Origin of the sequence: Pontibacter indicus, assembly GCF_900156345.1 — a bacterium.
Lineage (GTDB): Bacteria > Bacteroidota > Bacteroidia > Cytophagales > Hymenobacteraceae > Pontibacter > Pontibacter indicus.
Window position 1 is genome coordinate 35,777 of the sequence record NZ_FTPP01000005.1, and the last position, 17,064, is coordinate 52,840.

Sequence of the window (17,064 nt, forward strand, 5' to 3'; positions counted from 1 at the left end):
GAAAAACAAACGCCGCGGCAAAACCAATTGCCGCGGCGCCTATAACTTATACCTTACAGTCTCTCCTTCAGGAACCTGGCGGTATGGTTATCCTCCAGCTTGGCCATGTCCTCCGGCGTGCCTTCAAACAGCAGGTGCCCACCGTTGGTACCGCCTTCCGGACCGAGGTCGATGATCCAGTCAGCGGATTTGATGATGTCCATGTTGTGCTCGATGATGACTACTGTGTTGCCGTTCTCGATCAGCGCATTGATGGACTGCAGCAGTTTGTTGATGTCGTGGAAGTGCAGACCGGTGCTTGGTTCGTCGAAGATGAACAGGATATCTTCCTGATGCGACTGCACGCCTTTGGTCAGGAACGACGCCAGCTTCACGCGCTGCGCCTCCCCACCCGACAAGGTGTTGCTCGACTGCCCCAACCGGATATAGCCCAAACCCACATCGTTCAGCGGCTTCAGCTTCTCCACGATCTTCGACTGGTCGGCAAAGAAGTCGATGCTGTCGGCAATCGTCATGTCCAACACTTCGGAAATGTTCTTCTCCTTATACTTGATATCGAGCACGTCCTGCTTGAAGCGCTGTCCGTGGCAGCTCTCGCAAGTGAGGTAGATGTCGGCCATGAACTGCATTTCGATCTTCACCTGGCCCTCGCCCTGGCATACCTCGCAGCGGCCACCCTCGATATTGAACGAGAAGTGCGACGCCTTAAATCCGCGCGACTTGGCCAGCGGCTGATCGGCGTACAGCGTACGGATGGCATCATAGGCTTTCACATAAGTCACGGGGTTGGAGCGCGACGACTTGCCGATCGGGTTCTGGTCCACAAACTCCACGTGGCGGATCTTGTTGTAGTCGCCCGCCAGTTTGTCGAATTTACCAGTCGCCTCGGCCGTGTTGCCGTGCAGCTTCATCATGGCCGGCGCCAGTATCTTCTTGATCAGGGTCGACTTGCCGGAGCCACTCACACCGGTTACCACGGTCATCACGCCCAACGGCACTTTCACGCTCAGGTTTTTGAGGTTGTTCTCACGTGCGCCTTGAATCTCAATGGCATTGCGCCATTTGCGTCGGCGCGCCGGCACCGACACCTCCATCTTCCCGCTCAGGTATTTGGCAGTATAGGTATCGGCCGTTTGGGTCATCTCTTCCAGCGTGCCCTGGAACATCAGGTTGCCACCACCCGAGCCCGCCTCCGGCCCAATGTCGATCAATTGGTCAGCGGCACGCATCATTTCTTCTTCGTGCTCCACCACAATCACGGTGTTGCCCAGCTTTTGCAAAGAGCGTAGCACGCCAATCAGTTGCTCGGAGTCTTTCGGGTGCAGACCGATGCTTGGTTCGTCCAGGATGTACATGGAACCTACCAAGGCGCTACCCAGCGAAGTAGCCAGGTTGATGCGCTGGCTTTCACCGCCGGAAAGAGTATTGGAAAGACGGTTAAGTGTTAAGTAGCCCAGGCCCACCCGCACCAGGTAACCCAGGCGGTTGGTCACTTCCGTTACCAGTCGTTCGGCCACGTTGCGCTCGTGCTCGGTCAGCTGTAGCTGCTCAAAAAACGGCAGCGCCTGTGTGATCGGCATCAGCACCAGATCAGTGATGCTCTTGCCATTAATCTTCACATAGCTGGCATCTTTGCGCAGGCGCGAGCCTTTGCAGTCGGGGCAGGTGGTGCGGCCACGGTAGCGCGACAGCATCACGCGGTACTGTATTTTGTGCGTCTGCGATTGCAGGTGCTTGAAGAAGTCGTTGAGTCCTTCGAAGTATTTGTTGCCGGTCCAGAGCAATTCCTGCTCTTTCTCGGAGAGTTCGTTGTAAGGACGGTGGATCGGGAAGTCGAAGCGGATGCCGTTCTTCACGAGCGGCTGCAGCCACTCATTCATTTTTTCGGAACGCCAGGGCGCAACGGCTCCTTCATATACCGTCAGGCTTTTGTCAGGTATAACCAGGTCCGGATCTATACCTAGCACGCTGCCGAAACCCTCGCAGGTCTGGCAGGCGCCGTATGGGTTGTTGAAGCTGAAGAAGTTGACCGAAGGTTCCTCAAACACCATCCCATCGAGCTCAAAGCGGTCGGAGAACACACGCTCCTCACCGTCGCCATATTTCACGCGGCACTCGCCATGGCCTTCAAAAAAAGCCGTCTGCACTGAGTCAGCAATACGGAAAGACAGGTCCTCGTCTGATTTGTAGATGACAGCACGGTCTACCAGGATATAGATTTCCTTACCCAGCTTCGGCTTCTTCTCTTCGAGCAGTTCCTCTATAAAGTATACCTGCCCGTCGGCGTAGATTCTTGAGTAACCCTTCTGCAGTAGTAGGTCCAGTTCTTTGGCTAGCGTGCGGTCTTTGTGCAGCTGAAGCGGCGCTAGGATCATCACACGGGCCTCATCCTCCAGCGAGAAGATAAAGTCCACCACATCGGCTACCGAGTCTTTCTGCACCACCTCACCCGAAACAGGCGAATATGTCTTGCCGATGCGGGCGTAGAGCAGCTTCAGGTAGTCGTAAATCTCGGTGCTGGTGCCCACGGTGGAGCGGTTGTTCTTAATGCTCACCTTCTGCTCGATGGCGATGGCCGGACTGATGCCTTTGATGTAGTCCACGTCCGGCTTGTCCATGCGACCCAGAAACTGGCGGGCGTATGAGCTCAGACTTTCCACGTACATGCGCTGCCCCTCGGCATACAGCGTGTCGAAGGCCAGGGAGGACTTGCCGGAGCCGGAAAGACCGGTTACGACGATGAACTTGTTGCGCGGCAGGGCCACACTGAGGTTTTTAAGATTGTGCACGCGGGCGCCTTTGATGATGATGTGCTGGCGCGGATCGAGTGTGTCGAGGTTATTTTCGGATGTGTTTGCCATAAGGTATAGCGCCGGCAAGAAAGCCCACGCATGACGAACTGATTTTTATAGGATTCAAAGATACAAATACCCTGTCGCATTCTGAAGGCATTTCCCCCATTCGTGCTATACCTGGCTTGCGGCCGAAGCATGCAACATGGCATCCTTTTGAAACACCCTCAGCTCTAAAAAGGTTTAGCTTCCTGGCACTATTTGCAGGTATAACAGCTGCCTGTTCTGCCGGAGGTAACTTGACCAGGTATAGCGCCCCAGGCCACTCGTAAAATAGTAGAATGTTTAAACTGCAGCTGCCCGCATGCGTATGTATGGGATGCTATCTACAACCATTAAAACCAAAAACCATGGGAAAAGGAGATAAAAAATCGAAGAGAGGTAAGATTGTGAAAGGTACTTACGGCAACAGCCGCCCAAGACAGGCGACCATCCGGAAAGCCGCCGAGAAAAAAGAGGCTGCTTCCAAGTAGTATACTGCCTCACCCTGCCACATCAGTCATCCCATGCCTCGCTACGCGGAGCATGGGATGTTTTTTTAGACAGGCTCCAACTCGGGCGTCAAGTCCAGCTTGCGCAGCTTGTCGGCCTTCAGGGCCGTTACGCCCACCACCAACAGCGTGATCGCGCCACCCAGTACCACAGAGGGCACCGCGCCCATCACCTTGGCCATTGCCCCTGCCCGAAATGCCCCGATCTCGTTAGAAGAACCGATGAAAATGCTGTTGACTGAGGAGACGCGGCCCTTCATGTACTCTGGTGTCAGGGTATGGAGGAGTGTGGAGCGGATGATGACGCTGATGCTATCGAAGGCGCCGCTCAGCACCAGCAGCACCAGCGAGAGCCAGAAACTAGTGGATAGCCCGAAAAAGATCAGACTCAAGCCAAAACCCGCCACGCACCAGAGCATGATCTTCCCGGCTTTCAGGGTAATCGGATGGTAAGCCATCCAGATGGCCATGGCCACTGAACCCACAGCAGGCGCCGCCCGCAGGAAGCCAAGCCCTTGCGGACCTACCAGCAGAATGTCCGACGCGAACACAGGCAGCAGTGCCACTGCGCCCCCAAACAGCACGGCGAACATGTCCAGAGAAATGGCATTGAGGATAACCTGGTTACCAAACACGAAACGCAAACCCGACCGGAGGCTGTCAACCATGTTCTGCGGATTGACATTTTCCGGAAGCGCTTTCCCACCGATCAGCGCGAAAGCCATAAGTGACAACAACACCAGCAAGACATCTACCGCGTAGGCCGCCGTGATGCCGTAGAAGCCATACACCAGCCCGCCCAGTGCAGGGCCCACGAGCGAGGCAGCCTGCCAGGTAGTGCTGCTCCAGGTGATGGCATTGGCGTAAAGTTGCTTGTCGGCCACCAGTTGGGGCATGAAAGAGAACACAGCCGGCCCCATGAAGCCGCGCGCAATGCCGCTGATGAAGATGACCACGTAGATCGGCAGCACACCGTACAAGGGCAGCACACGGCTTATGTCCATCGTAAAGTACAGGAGCGCCAGCGAACAGAACATCAGCACCGCCACCACTGTCACGATAATGCGCTTGCGGGGCACCGTATCGGCCACGTAGCCAGCGTACAGCGACACAAAAATGGAAGGTATAGCCTCCGCCAGCCCTATCAGGCCCAGGGAGAAAACATCGTTTGTGATCGCGTAGATCTGCCAGCCCACCACCACGGCCTGGATTTGCATGGCCAGCGTGATGCACAGTCGCGCCGATATGTACAGCCTGAACTCCGGTAGCCGAAGCACGGCATAGGGGTCATGCCTGCGTGTTGGTTTATCGTTCATTCTCTCTTCTCCTACACAAACAGATTTTCATACCTGCAAAGCTACGCGATAGTGCCTATACCTGTAGGAGTCAGTGTCGAATAAATATGGGATCGGACTGCCCGGCCGGTCAATATTCCGGGGGCACTATTTTTCCTTTTTGCACGTTTCTATTTCCGAGCCTGTCCGTCTGAGGTCTAGGGCAACCTAACGGGTAGAAAAACTTCCTTCTTACCGCTTAACTTACCCGGGAAGCCAAATTGTTAGACGGGCGTTGGAACATTAAAAGGCTGAGTGCTTAGGCCATATAAAATTATTTAGAATTTCAGGTCTCAAACTGTAACACTCCGTCAGGTATAGAAGTATAATTTTTTAAGGAGCGGCCACCCCCTCAGCAAGCAGCCGTCTCCCGCATGCCAGCTATCTCCAACTATGCCTACGCATGCTCCCGGTGCCTACAGCGCCATATTATTATTTAATTAACAATCCTTTTATGGGTTAACGCAGCTAACTCAGGACCGTATCCTGAGCGAAGGAACTGCCGACTTTACTGATTATTAATATTTAAAAATACCGACATCATGGAACAACTGGACATCCGCAATTTATTGGAGAACATCGAGAAGAAGGTGTACCAGCAGGAAATCACTTCTAGCTCTGACGTAACGCAACTGATCAACACCGAGATCGCCAAAGCCATCAACCTCAACAGCAGAGTGGCTGGCGGCGAGGGGCTGCAGTATCAGAACATTTCCTGCACCACCATTGAGTGCTACCTGGAGCACCTGAAAGCAGTGGAAGCCAAGCTGCAACGCCCGGCCGACATCACTGCACAGTGCAAGCCTGTGGAAGAGCGCGAGATCAACCGGCGCCTGCTTCTGATCCTTAACCGCCTGAAGCGCTACAACCGCGAGTAGTCAGCATTATAATTTAAGTACACACATCCTTCGTACAGACGTCCCGCTCTTGCGAAGGATTTTTTTATGCCCTTTCAATACCTTTAATGACCAATGTCATTTTTCCCGCGCGCCGGTGCTGGTAAATTTGTAAACCTGAAGGTTTCAATTTGCAGCAAATGAAGGAAGATATAAAAGACGAACAGGATATAAAACTGCTGGTAGACTCGTTTTACGCCAAAGTAAACGAGGACGACCTCTTGGGGCCTATTTTCAATGGCTTTGCGAAAGTGGATTGGGAACACCACCTCCCCATTATGTATAATTTCTGGAGCTCCGTGCTGCTCGGCACCATGGCCTACAAGGGTCAGCCATTTCCCAAGCACATGCGCCTGCCGATAGACCGGCAGCACTTCGCCCGCTGGGTGACGCTGTTTTGCGAGACGGCAGATGAATTGTTTGCGGGCGAGAAAACAGCAGAGCTGAAACAAAAAGCCACCAGCATTGCCCAGGTGTTTCAGATGAAAATGGGCCTGCTGGACATCATCGGAAAAGAAATCACCACCTAAGGCAGCTTACTGCCTCAAAAGAGCGGCAGCCTTCCCGGTATAGAGCATGGGGAGGCTGCCGTTTTGCTTTTTGCGTATACCTGCACCAGCCTGTCAGCCGCATACTAACCTCCTCCCTATCAGCACTATATACCACAATACTATATGTTGAAAAATAAATTTAACTAAAAGCATATACGTTTACATTTTCCTGCCGTATATTAGGGAATAGAAATTCTTAGCTGATGCATAGCATCTTTAATATTTTTTGTTAAAGACACCCGGCTATGTTTGTGCGGTCAAATCGCATTCCCTATATTTGATTTACATTTCTCAAAAATATTTGTTCTTATAGCCTAACGCAACAATATGATATAAAGCTCTACGTTAAACTAATGTAGCTTTACGATGAATACAACTACCCAGCTGAGCGACTCCGCGTTGGTAACGCTCTACATCGCAGGTAACGAAAATGCGTTTGAACAGCTAGTAAACAGACACAAGAACAAAGTATTCACTACGATCTTACTGATTGTTAAAGACACGTATACCGCTGAGGACCTCATGCAGGATGCCTTTATCAAGGCCATCCATACCATGAAAGGCGGCAGGTATAACGAAGAAGGCAAGTTCTCTTCCTGGATATGCCGCATTGCCCACAACCTGGCAATCGACTTTTTCCGTAAAGAGAAAAGAAGCCCGATGATCACGCTGGAGGACGGTAGTAATGTGTTCAATGCCTTATCCTTTGCCGAAGACTCTGTGGAGTCGCAGCAGATTAAGGAGGACACCCACGCCCGACTACGCGAGCTGATCCAGACGCTGCCACAGGCGCAGCGGGAAGTGCTCATGATGCGCCATTACGCCGACATGAGCTTCCAGGAGATAGCAGAAGCAACCGGTGTGAGCATCAACACAGCTTTAGGTCGTATGCGCTACGCATTAATCAACCTAAGAAAAAAGATGCTTAACGGCACGATTGCTTATGATAAAAACCTCTACTCAGAATGAGCTGATCCAGTACGTATACAATGAGTTGGCAGACCCTGCCCTCGAGCAACTGGAAACAGCATTGATGCACGACAACGAGCTGGCCGAGAGCTGCTCAGAACTCCTGCTACTCCAGCGACTGCTCGACGGCGCGGCCAAAAGCCCCAGCCAGCGGTCTATCGACAACATTTTAAATTACTCAAAAAGCTTAAGTTTGCAGTCTTAACCGACTGCAAACTTTTTTTATGCGCAAACGAGAACGCTATAAGCTGCTGATCGAGCACTTTACCCAGAACTTTCCGGACCCCGAGACCGAACTTGCCTATTCCAATCCCTATGAGCTGATCCTCGCTGTGGTGCTCAGTGCCCAGTGCACCGACAAACGCGTGAACATGGTAACGCCTGCCTTGTTCGAGGCATTTCCTACGCCAGAACACCTGGCCGCAGCCACGCCAGAAGAGATCTTCCCGATCATCCGAAGCATCTCATACCCCAACAACAAAGCAAAGCACCTGGCGGGATTGGGCAGAATGCTGGTGGAACAGTTTAACGCCGAGGTGCCCAGCACCGTGGAAGAACTGGTGAAGCTGCCGGGCGTGGGCCGCAAAACGGCCAACGTGATCGTTTCGGTGATCTGGAACCAGCCGGCCATGGCCGTGGACACGCACGTATTTCGGGTGAGCAAGCGCCTGGGCCTCGTTTCTAAAACAGCCAAGACACCGCTGGAGGTAGAGAAGGAACTCGTGGCTAATTTGCCGCAGGAGCTGATCGCCAAGGCACACCATTGGCTCATATTGCACGGCCGCTACATCTGCCTGGCTCGTCGGCCTAAGTGTGAAGAGTGTCCGCTCACGCATTTCTGCGCTTTCTTTCAAAAATACTACCCCAACATACCGGACGACCCGGAGAACAAGGTGGGAGGTATAGCCTGATAAAAAAAGCGGGGGCAGACACTGGATGTGCTGCCCCCGCTTTCACTATGGGAATCTTAATAGGGTTTATTTTCCCTGCTCCTGCTTTTTGTATTCGCCTCTTTTTTTGTGCATGCCTGACTTTTTGTGCTCACCTGATTTCATTCCTTTGCGGGCTTCGCTACGCTTCTCTTTCATTTGAGCTTGATCGGCTTCATACTTGGCATACTGCTCTGCTGACAAAATGCTCTTCAGTTCGGCTTGCCATTTCTCGTGATGCGCTTTTCGGGCCTCCTGCATCTGGGCTCGCTGCTCAGCTGATTTCTCGGCAGTTGCTTTGTGGCTCTCGTGCATGGCTTTCATCTCTTCCGCGTGGCGCTTGTTCAGTTCCTGCAATTGGTTCTTCTGTGCTGCGCTCAGCTCTAATTTTTGCGCCATTCTATCGGTTTTCATTTGGGCCATTTCCTCAGGGCTTTTCTTAGCTCTGTCTTTCATGGCTCCCCGCATTTCGCTGCGTGGCTTCTGGTCCTGAGGTTTGGTAGTGGTCTGGGCAAAGGCGCTTCCGCCTGCCACCAACATACCTAATGAGAGGGCTGCTATGATCTTCTTCATGTTTCTTTATTCTGAATTTTTGGTTATTCTGGTTTCTGCAAAGCTTAAGCCTTGAGGTTCGTTCTGCTATACCTGCTTAATCAAAGGCTATGCCAAACAGTATTATGCAATTCTAAATCACTGTTAACAAACTGAATTACAGCAATATACAATCAGTCATCGACACAGGTATCTTTTGAATTTTGCTATACCTAAACTACTGCTATACCTTGCGTGCTGCCTCTGAGCCAGTAAATTAATTGCATCAATCTAAAGTCGGATTCCTATATTTAGCCATTCATCACTATACCTCAAGCTTATGCGAATTTCTACCACTAGTAAACTATTCTTATCCATCCTGCTTCTGCTAGCCAGTTTTTCAGCTGCACAGGCCCAAACACAATTCACTGAACGCAAGGGCGGGCACTCCTACTCTATGGAGATCCCCAGCTACATGGTGAAAACCTATGAACTGAACGATGTCGCCAGCCTGCAGTATTTTAACAAAAACAAAGAGGCGTACGCCATTGTGATAGAGGACTCTAAAGATGAGCTGGAGACGAAGGGACTGCTGTTTGAAAATGCAACAGAGTTTCTGGACAACTTTGCTACAGACTACAAGAAGGACGAGAAAAGACGCAAGTTGAGCAAAACAAAAGCGTTCGAATCGAACGGAAATCAGGTGGCGCAGAATGAGGTGAAGTGGACGGATGAAGACGGAGACTTCTTTATGCTCTTAACAGTCGTAGAGACCAAGACGCACTTCTATAAAGTGATCTGCTGGACAATTGCCGCAAACGCGCCGCAGCTAAAAGAGGACTTCAAGCATCTTTCAGCCAGCATCAAAGACTAGAGGCTATACCTTGCCTGCCACCTTCAGCAGGATCTGCTCTACCTGAGCAGCCAGTTGCTGGCGGTCGAACAGCTGCCGGGCAATGGACTGCCCGTTCTGCCCGGCCTGTCGCCGCCTATCGTGATCCGATAGAATCTCACTAATCTTCTGGGCCAGCAGCACGTGCTGACCTGCCGGACAGTACCAACCGCAGTCGTATTGCTCCACAAAAGTCTTGGTCCAGCCCGGGTTGGTCACCAGCACAGGCACGCCACACGCGAGGCTATCGTAGAGTTTGGCCGGCGAGTTAGATGCCAGCACAGGCAAATCATTGAACGTGATAAGCGACAGGTCTGCTAGCTTGAAAAGCGTGAACACGTCAGGTCGTGGCTGTGGCGGCAGCAGCCTTAGGTTAGGCAGTCGCTGCGATAGCTTCCGTAGCTCTTCATCATAGTAGCCTCCTCCGGCCAACACGAACACGATGTCCTGCCGATCGGCCATAGCCTCGGCAGCCTGCATGATGGTGGGTATATCGTTAGCACGGCCAAAAGTGCCGGCATACAAAACGACCTGCTTGCCTTGAAGTTGATATTGCCTGCGCAGCGCTTCTACTTTGTCAGGCGTCGCGGCGTCGGCCATTTCTAGGTCCGTACCGTTCAAGATGGTGGTAACTTTTTCGCGTGCTATACCCAGGCTCACCACATATTCTTCCATATCCGGAGAGAGCGTGATGATGTGACTGGCACTTTGGTAAAGGCTCTTTTCCAGCCTGAATAGCCGGCGTTTCAACCACTCGCGCTTCACAGCGCCCATTTCAATCGGAAAACTAGGCCAGAGGTCCTGCACTTCGAACACCCAGGGAATACCGCGCATCTTGGCCACACGGGCCGCCATCCAAGGCGTTGTCAGCGGCGTAGACACCCCCCAAACCACATCCGGCTTTGGTATAGACAAGCCTTTTGCCAGACTGTAGGCAGCAAAACCGCCGTAGGAGACGAGTCGCCTGCGCACGCCCATTTTGTTGCTGTAAGGCACTTCCTGCTCGTACAACTCCACTCCCTCCGGCACCCACTTATACCTGTCCGTAATGCGCAGCTGCTTCCAGGCACTACTCGAAATCAGGCTCACCTTGTGCCGGCTGGCCAGGTGCTCCAGAAAAGTATAGTGCCGGCAAGTTGAAGGGCAGTCCGGGTTGTGGTGGTGCTGATTGAAAATAGCTATGTGCATGCGCGCAGGTATAGAGGCGGTGTATGGTACTACCGCTTCTCAGGCTTGTATTTCGATTCGTTGAAAATTTTCTGGTGATCGTCCTCGGCCATCAGCTCCTGCAGCGTCACTTTGGGGTTGCGCTCCATATACCTGCGCACAATCTGCCAGCCCACCCAGGTACCGAGGCGGCCCGGAGAAGTGGGATCGATTTCAGGCGTATTAGGGCGCTCGCCGATATACTTATTCACCACAAAGGGGCTCTTTTCGTAAAGCAGTTTCTTCTCCACAAAGTGAGCCCAGATACGACCTTCGTTATGATGCACATCGGCCAGTTGCTGTCCGCTATACCCAATGATGGTGGAGTCGGGCGCACAAGGCATGATGGATTTTACAAAATAGTAGGCTTTGCCTGTGTTCACCATCTCGGCCAGCAGACTGCGCTCCAGAAAATTGGTTTTGTTGAAGCGGTTAGACAGTAGCAGCATGGCGGCCGGCACCATGTTCGGGCGCTCGTAGCGTTTCAGAATATAGTCGTAGGTATCGGGGCGGTAGCTGGCATCTTTGCCGACAAAGAAGTCGATGCCGAACACCAGCAGGCTGTCTGACACCAGCAGGTCCTGGTTCAGGCCGGACACAAAGGTTTTCACCTGCGGCTCTTTGAACTCGGGATAGTAATATTTAATGTGCTTGAAAGCTGTTTCGAGCTGCTCCTTCTCTGCCGCCATGTCACCGAACGTTTCGTCTGCCTCCTGCTCCAGCTTCTGCAGCTCAGGGTTGGTGGCCAGACTGTAAAGCGCATTGATCACAGCGGAGTCAGATGGATAATTTTTACGCTGAATGAAACGTTCAGCAAATACCGGGTTGCCATCCAGAAAAGCGGCCACGTCCTGCTTCGAGTCCGCCGCAAAAAAGGGTTTTTCGAGTCGCTCTATCTCTACCGATACAAGTATGCGTTCAATTTCATCAGGTATGTCGCAGCCAGCTTTCTTCTTGCAGCTAAAAAGCAATAGGATGGTTGCTAGTAATAATAATCTGTGATACATTGCCGAATATTTAATACAAAAATAGAGGGTTATCCCGTATTAGAATAAATTAACGCAACAATTTAACATGCAATTCAAAAAACTAGCCTTTCTGCTGCTCTTTCTGGGCTTTTCGTCCACTGCCATGGCTCAAATGGAGATCGGTATCCAGTTCTCCCCCACTATTGCCGGCAACCGTTTCATAGCTGAGGACAGACACGGCTTCGAAAAAAACAGCAACGCATTGCGTGTGGGCGTGGGTGTTATCGGGGATTATTTTTTCTCCAACAACTATGCGTTCAGCTCTGGTTTGATGTACCGCAGCAAAGGCTCTAAGGTCAGCTATACCTATATGGTTGAAAGTGGAGACGGAATCGTAACGCCTACCAAAGAGACGGATGAACTTACTGTACAGTATCTGGAAATTCCGCTTACGCTGAAGCTTTTCACAAACGAGATTGCTCCGGATGTAGTGCTGTATTTTCAGGTAGGTGGCGCGCTTGGCACAAAAGTTTCTGGCCAGGTTGACCAAAAGAAGGTGATCAACAGCGAAAAGACGGCCAAGCGTTTCAATGTTTTTGAGACCAGCGCCGTACTGGGCACCGGTGCCGAGATGCAACTGGGCCAAAGCACAAAACTGTTTGGCGGCGTTACGTATCTGCGCGGCTTGAGCAACATCGACAATTATTACAAAAAGCAGCTAAACGATAAAAACCTGGCGATCAAGAACAATGGCGTATCCATTGATGTGGGCGTTAAGTTCTAAGGTATAGGACAGGTATAGCACCTAAGCAAAAAAGCCGCTCTGAATAAACAGAGCGGCTTTTTTGTTGCCAGCTAATCCAATTAAAATTTTCTTATTCCTGCACCCCGTTCACCTCCGTCAGGGCGGTGCGCAGCTCTATTTCTTCGCCTTTGTCGTCCATCACCTTAAAGTCAGTAATGCCGAGCGAAGTGTCTTTTACAAATTTCACCCACTTAAAGTAGTGGAAGAACCATTTAAGCTGTTTTGAGAACAATCCCTTCGTGTAATAGGAATACAGGAAAGGATGAACATACAGTGTCAGGCTCCTATGGTTGTGTCGTGTGAGCAGGTCGTCTACCGCTACGTCAATTTCATCAGTAATCAGAATGCTGGCAGATATTTTACCGGTACCGTTGCATGTGGGGCATACCTCACCGGTCACGATATTCTGCTCTGGCCTGACACGCTGGCGCGTGATTTGCATCAGGCCGAATTTTGAGATAGGCAGAACTGTTGACTTGGAGCGGTCCCGCTTCAGTTCCTCTTTGACTACCTCGTATACTTTCTGGCGGTTTTCGGGCGACTTCATGTCGATGAAGTCTACTACAATGATACCACCTATATCCCGGAGTCGCAGCTGACGGGCCACTTCTTTGGCAGCCATCATGTTCACATTCAGCGCGGTAGCCTCCTGATCGGTTTCGGTATTGGATTTGTTCCCACTGTTCACATCGACTACGTGCAGGGCCTCGGTATGTTCTATTACCAGATATCCGCCGCCTGGTATGGTCACTGTTTTACCGAAAGCAGCCTTTAGTTGCCGCTCAATGTTAAAGTGTTCGAAGGTTTTTGTCTTACCGGTGTAGTGCTTCAGAATCTTTACTTTGTCTGGCGCAATGCTACCGATGTATGCTTTGATCTCGTCATAGAGTGACTCGTCGTCCACTACTATGTTGTCAAAGCTCTCGTTCATTAAGTCTCTCAGTATGGACGAAGAACGTCCCAATTCCCCGATGATCTTGTCATTGGGTTTGGCTATCTTCAGCGATTTGAAGCCTTCTTCCCAGCTTTCTACCATGTTGCGCAGATCTCTGTCGAGTTCCGCTACCTCACGGCCTTCCGCCACAGTCCGGATGATCACACCAAAGTTCTCTGGCTTGATCGAGGTGATCAGGCGTTTGAGCCGTGTGCGTTCCTCTTTGCTGACGATCTTTTTGGATACACTTACCGTGTTGGAAAACGGCACGAGCACCAGGTATCGCCCGGCGAGCGAAAGCTCGCAGGAAAGACGCGGTCCTTTGGTGGATATCGGCTCTTTGACAATCTGCACCAAGAGTTGCTGTCCTTTTTTCAGAACATCAGCGATCTTGCCGAGCTTGTCAATTTCTGGCTCGAATTTAAGCTGGTTGAGCTTTGCAGAAGCGTTCTTCTGTGTCTGTGCCGCTTTCACATACTTGTTCAGCGTTTTGATATTGGCGCCCAGGTCATGGTAATGCAAAAATGCATCCTTATGGTAGCCAATGTCAATAAAAGCGGCGTTTAGGCCTGGCATTACTTTTTTTACAGTACCCAGAAAGATGTCGCCTACAATGTAGTTGGTATCCTTCTTTTCGTGGTGAAACTCTACAAGTCTCTTGTCCTGTAATAGGGCGATGCGCTCTCCATCCTGAGTAGAATTGATTATAAGCTCGTTACTCAATTTCTCTCAAAGATTAGTTGGATGTATAGACCAAAGCCCACAATTGCAGAAGCAATGTGGGCCTCAATAAACGCAGAAGAAATTACTTCTTCTTATGTCTGTTTTTTCTTAGACGCTTCTTTCTCTTGTGAGTAGCAATCTTATGTCTTTTTCTTTTCTTTCCGCAAGGCATAGTCTCGAAATTTTTATTAAATGATTAGTTCTTTTATTACATTTTTGCCAGGTACTCGTCAACAGAGGCGGTTAGGGCAGGGTCGCTGCTCATGGTCTTCACTTTGTTGAAAGTCCTGATGGCTTCTTCTTTCTTGCCGGTTTCTGCCAGCGATACTGCCAGGTAGAAGGTGCCTTCCACGTGCTCCGGATTCACATTTACCAGTTCCTGGAAACGCTCCACAGCTTTGTCCCACTGTCCGGACTGTACTGACAGGATGCCCAGGTTAAACAGTGCCTTCTGGTTTTTCGGATCGGCCGAAATCACCTCACGCAGCAGCGTTATACCTTGCATTGGGTTTTCGCTGGCGATGTAGGTCATGGCTACGTTGGTTTTCGCATCCAGGTCCGAAGGGTTGTTTTTCAGCACCTGCTCGTACATTTTCCGGGCCTTGCCGCCTAGTTCGCTGGCACGCTGCTGTGTTGACGCATACGTAAAGGCTTCGAAGTACTGATCACCCGCTTTGCGGAAGTTCTTCTCGCCCGGACGGGCTTCAGCTGCCAACTCGTAGTAGTAGCCTGCACTGTCGAACTTGCTGGCTGCAGCATAAGCGGCTCCGAGCTCGTTGGCCAGCAGACCACGCGCTTTATCGTCCGTTGCCTTGTTGTAGCGGGCACGCACGGTGGCGAGTTCCATCAGTTGCTCTGGTGTGGCCATGGCGTGCACCCCATCAGCCGAAGCGGCCGGTGCGGCACCGTGGTCATGTCCATCGTCCTCAGAGTGTCCTTCCGGCAGGGTGGTTGTCTCACCGGTGCTGGTAGCCGTTGTGCTGTCATCTTTTGTTACAACCACTTTCGGCAGAAAAAACATAGCTGCTGCCAGGGCAATAGCTGCGACAAGTATCAGTATTTGAGCTCGTGACATGTATTTCTGTTTTTGTAAGTGACTGTAATTTAAATGATAACCTAAAAGGCAACCGGCAAATATACGAAAGAATTAAGAATGGGCCAGTTCTTTGATCTTTTTGCTGTTCTTAATCTTGGCAATAAAGGTTTTAGATGGCTTGAAGCTTGGAATAAAGTGCTCATCAATAATGATGGAAGTGTTCTTCGAAATGTTACGAGCCACTTTCTTTGCGCGCTTCTTGTTTACAAAGCTTCCAAAACCTCTCACGTAGATGTTGTTGCCGTCGGCCATAGAGTCTTTCACCACTTTGAAAAACGCCTCGATGGTAGATTGCACATCAGCCTTATCAATCCCTGTTTTATCAGCAATTTCTGATATTACTTCTGCTTTAGTCACTTTCTTAGATTTTTATAAATTAGAAATAAGTTAACTTTCTATTTTTCAGGAGGAACCACAGCGCTGCCGTTCTCCATTTTTCGGGGCACAAAGGTATGCCTACTTTTCGACAAGTAAAAGCTTTAGCACTAAATTATTACAGATTATGCCCTGCTGAAACTTGCCGGGCCAAAGCCCTTTTTTCCGGACACACCGCTACAATACCCGTGCCAGCTTGCCAACCCCCTAACGCGGGTTATGTGCTTATATTTTAGACACATACCTTTATCTTACAAATTCCTCCTCTCTCCTTTCCAGAACAAAGCTTTACCTTTGTCTGTTTCCACTCCCCACATCAATTGCCTTACATCAGCTATGGAAAATAAGCCCAGCCCCTTGTTTGCCCAGACAATTATTGACTGGTACCAGCGCCACAAAAGGGCGCTGCCCTGGCGCGATACCACCGATCCATACCTGATCTGGCTGTCGGAAGTGATCCTGCAACAGACGCGTGTAGCACAGGGACTGCCCTACTTCCGGCGCTTTGCCGAGGCCTATCCTACGGTACAGCAACTGGCTGCCGCTCCGCAGGACGAGGTGCTTCGCCTCTGGCAGGGACTTGGCTACTACTCCAGGGCCCGCAACATGCACCATACCGCCCAGCAAATTGTGCAGGAGTATGGCAGCGTGTTCCCGAGCAGGTATGAGGAGCTGCTGAAACTGCGTGGCGTAGGCGGCTATACTGCCGCTGCCATTGCCTCTTTTGCCTTCCGGGAAAAAGTGGCGGTGCTGGATGGGAACGTGTTCAGGGTGCTGGCCCGGGTGTTTGGTCTGTCAGACGACATTGCGGCTCCGGCTTCGCGCAAGGTATTTCAGCAATTGGCCAACGAACTTATACCTGCCAATGCGCCGGATACCTTTAACCAGGCCATTATGGAGTTTGGCGCCATCCAGTGCACGCCCGTCATGCCCGATTGCCTGTTCTGCCCGTTTCAGCAGTCCTGTTTTGCCTTTAACCATGGCTTGGTACAGGAGCTGCCTGTAAAATCGAAGGCCAAGGCGGCCCGCGCGCGTTTTTTCCACTACATGGTGTTTGTGCACGACGGCGAGTACTACATGCGCAAGCGCCTGAGTGGCGACATCTGGGAAGGGCTGTATGACTTTTACCTGCACGAAAGCGACTCCAAAACGCTTGACACAGCCCGGCTACTGAAAGAGTTAAACGATGCAGGTATAGCCGTAGAGGAATCGCATCTGCTGGCACCCCGAAAAGAATACAAGCACGTGCTCAGCCACCAGAAAATCACGGCCCGGTTTTACCTTATTCAGCTCGATTTTCGTTTAAAGGAAGAAGTTTTGCAGGAGGCGCGGCTGGCACCTTATTCATCTGAAAAAATAGAGGCACTGCCGAAGCCAATTCTTATCGACAGCTATTTGAAAGATGAGAAGATTTTACTAAATTTATAAACTGAAACTTTTCTGTTTGCAAATGCATTCTAGAGGTTCAGTAGCCATAATTGCCTCCGGCTTGGTTGTCGGAGTAGCCCAAAT

17 protein-coding genes are annotated in these 17,064 nt (G+C 51.0%); 9 read left to right on the forward strand and 8 right to left on the reverse strand.

Features of this window, described 5'->3' with window-relative positions; genetic code table 11:
• Positions 1-53: 53 nt before the first annotated feature.
• The gene (gene uvrA, locus B0B12_RS19050) at positions 54-2,861 is read right to left on the reverse strand and encodes an excinuclease ABC subunit UvrA (protein WP_076672244.1); all 2,808 of its coding nucleotides are present in this window, start codon (positions 2,859-2,861) and stop codon (positions 54-56) included.
• A gap of 341 nt (positions 2,862-3,202) precedes the next feature.
• On the opposite strand from uvrA, the gene B0B12_RS19055 reads away from it, so the two are divergent.
• Positions 3,203-3,325, forward strand: a complete 123-nt coding sequence (locus B0B12_RS19055) for a 30S ribosomal protein THX (RefSeq protein WP_076672247.1) — start codon at positions 3,203-3,205, stop codon at positions 3,323-3,325.
• A gap of 65 nt (positions 3,326-3,390) precedes the next feature.
• Here B0B12_RS19055 and B0B12_RS19060 read toward each other — a convergent pair whose 3' ends face one another.
• The gene (locus tag B0B12_RS19060; RefSeq protein WP_076672249.1) at positions 3,391-4,659 is read right to left on the reverse strand and encodes an MFS transporter; all 1,269 of its coding nucleotides are present in this window, start codon (positions 4,657-4,659) and stop codon (positions 3,391-3,393) included.
• A 560-nt stretch (positions 4,660-5,219) separates the two neighbouring features.
• Between B0B12_RS19060 and B0B12_RS19065 the strand changes: the two genes are divergently transcribed.
• The 5 genes from B0B12_RS19065 to nth all read left to right on the forward strand — a co-directional run bounded on the left by B0B12_RS19065 (position 5,220) and on the right by nth (position 8,004).
• Positions 5,220-5,555, forward strand: a complete 336-nt coding sequence (locus tag B0B12_RS19065) for a hypothetical protein (protein WP_076672251.1) — start codon at positions 5,220-5,222, stop codon at positions 5,553-5,555.
• A gap of 158 nt (positions 5,556-5,713) precedes the next feature.
• Positions 5,714-6,103: a group III truncated hemoglobin gene (locus B0B12_RS19070; RefSeq protein ID WP_076672253.1), complete on the forward strand. Its 390-nt coding sequence runs from the start codon at positions 5,714-5,716 to the stop codon at positions 6,101-6,103.
• Between the two features lie 387 nt (positions 6,104-6,490).
• Positions 6,491-7,093, forward strand: a complete 603-nt coding sequence (locus B0B12_RS19075) for an RNA polymerase sigma factor (RefSeq protein ID WP_076672255.1) — start codon at positions 6,491-6,493, stop codon at positions 7,091-7,093.
• A complete protein-coding gene (locus B0B12_RS19080; protein ID WP_076672257.1) occupies positions 7,068-7,298 on the forward strand; it encodes a hypothetical protein in 231 nt (76 codons plus the stop codon). Before B0B12_RS19075 ends, B0B12_RS19080 begins: the two co-directional genes overlap by 26 nt.
• Before the next feature lie 19 nt (positions 7,299-7,317).
• A complete protein-coding gene (nth, locus tag B0B12_RS19085; protein WP_076672259.1) occupies positions 7,318-8,004 on the forward strand; it encodes an endonuclease III in 687 nt (228 codons plus the stop codon).
• A gap of 66 nt (positions 8,005-8,070) precedes the next feature.
• On the opposite strand, the gene B0B12_RS19090 is transcribed toward nth, so the two are convergent.
• Positions 8,071-8,595 (reverse strand): DUF4890 domain-containing protein, encoded by a 525-nt coding sequence (locus B0B12_RS19090; protein ID WP_076672261.1) that lies wholly within the window; start codon positions 8,593-8,595, stop codon positions 8,071-8,073.
• 298 nt (positions 8,596-8,893) lie between these two features.
• Here B0B12_RS19090 and B0B12_RS19095 point away from each other — a divergent pair, with 298 nt between their 5' ends.
• Positions 8,894-9,427, forward strand: coding sequence for a hypothetical protein (locus tag B0B12_RS19095; RefSeq protein WP_076672263.1), 534 nt, complete (start codon positions 8,894-8,896; stop codon positions 9,425-9,427).
• A gap of 3 nt (positions 9,428-9,430) precedes the next feature.
• Here B0B12_RS19095 and B0B12_RS19100 read toward each other — a convergent pair whose 3' ends face one another.
• Both B0B12_RS19100 and gldB read right to left on the reverse strand, forming a co-directional pair.
• Complete coding sequence (locus B0B12_RS19100; protein WP_076672265.1) at positions 9,431-10,633, reverse strand: glycosyltransferase family 4 protein; 1,203 nt, start codon at positions 10,631-10,633, stop codon at positions 9,431-9,433.
• A gap of 29 nt (positions 10,634-10,662) precedes the next feature.
• Positions 10,663-11,622, reverse strand: a complete 960-nt coding sequence (gene gldB, locus B0B12_RS19105) for a gliding motility lipoprotein GldB (protein WP_083704321.1) — start codon at positions 11,620-11,622, stop codon at positions 10,663-10,665.
• A gap of 103 nt (positions 11,623-11,725) precedes the next feature.
• On the opposite strand from gldB, the gene B0B12_RS19110 reads away from it, so the two are divergent.
• On the forward strand, positions 11,726-12,403 hold the full coding sequence (locus B0B12_RS19110; RefSeq protein ID WP_076672269.1) for a porin family protein: 678 nt from the start codon (positions 11,726-11,728) through the stop codon (positions 12,401-12,403).
• 91 nt (positions 12,404-12,494) lie between these two features.
• Here B0B12_RS19110 and B0B12_RS19115 read toward each other — a convergent pair whose 3' ends face one another.
• The 3 genes from B0B12_RS19115 to B0B12_RS19125 form a co-directional block, all read right to left on the reverse strand.
• Positions 12,495-14,081, reverse strand: a complete 1,587-nt coding sequence (locus tag B0B12_RS19115; RefSeq protein WP_076672271.1) for an Rne/Rng family ribonuclease — start codon at positions 14,079-14,081, stop codon at positions 12,495-12,497.
• Positions 14,082-14,289: 208 nt separating this feature from the next.
• Positions 14,290-15,156, reverse strand: coding sequence for a tetratricopeptide repeat protein (locus tag B0B12_RS19120; protein ID WP_076672273.1), 867 nt, complete (start codon positions 15,154-15,156; stop codon positions 14,290-14,292).
• Positions 15,157-15,228: 72 nt separating this feature from the next.
• Positions 15,229-15,534 carry an HU family DNA-binding protein gene (locus tag B0B12_RS19125; protein ID WP_007655567.1) on the reverse strand — a complete coding sequence of 102 codons (306 nt, stop codon included), beginning with the start codon at positions 15,532-15,534 and terminating at the stop codon, positions 15,229-15,231.
• Positions 15,535-15,888: 354 nt separating this feature from the next.
• Between B0B12_RS19125 and mutY the strand changes: the two genes are divergently transcribed.
• The gene (gene mutY, locus B0B12_RS19130) at positions 15,889-16,980 is read left to right on the forward strand and encodes an A/G-specific adenine glycosylase (RefSeq protein ID WP_076672275.1); all 1,092 of its coding nucleotides are present in this window, start codon (positions 15,889-15,891) and stop codon (positions 16,978-16,980) included.
• Positions 16,981-17,064: the final 84 nt, after the last annotated feature.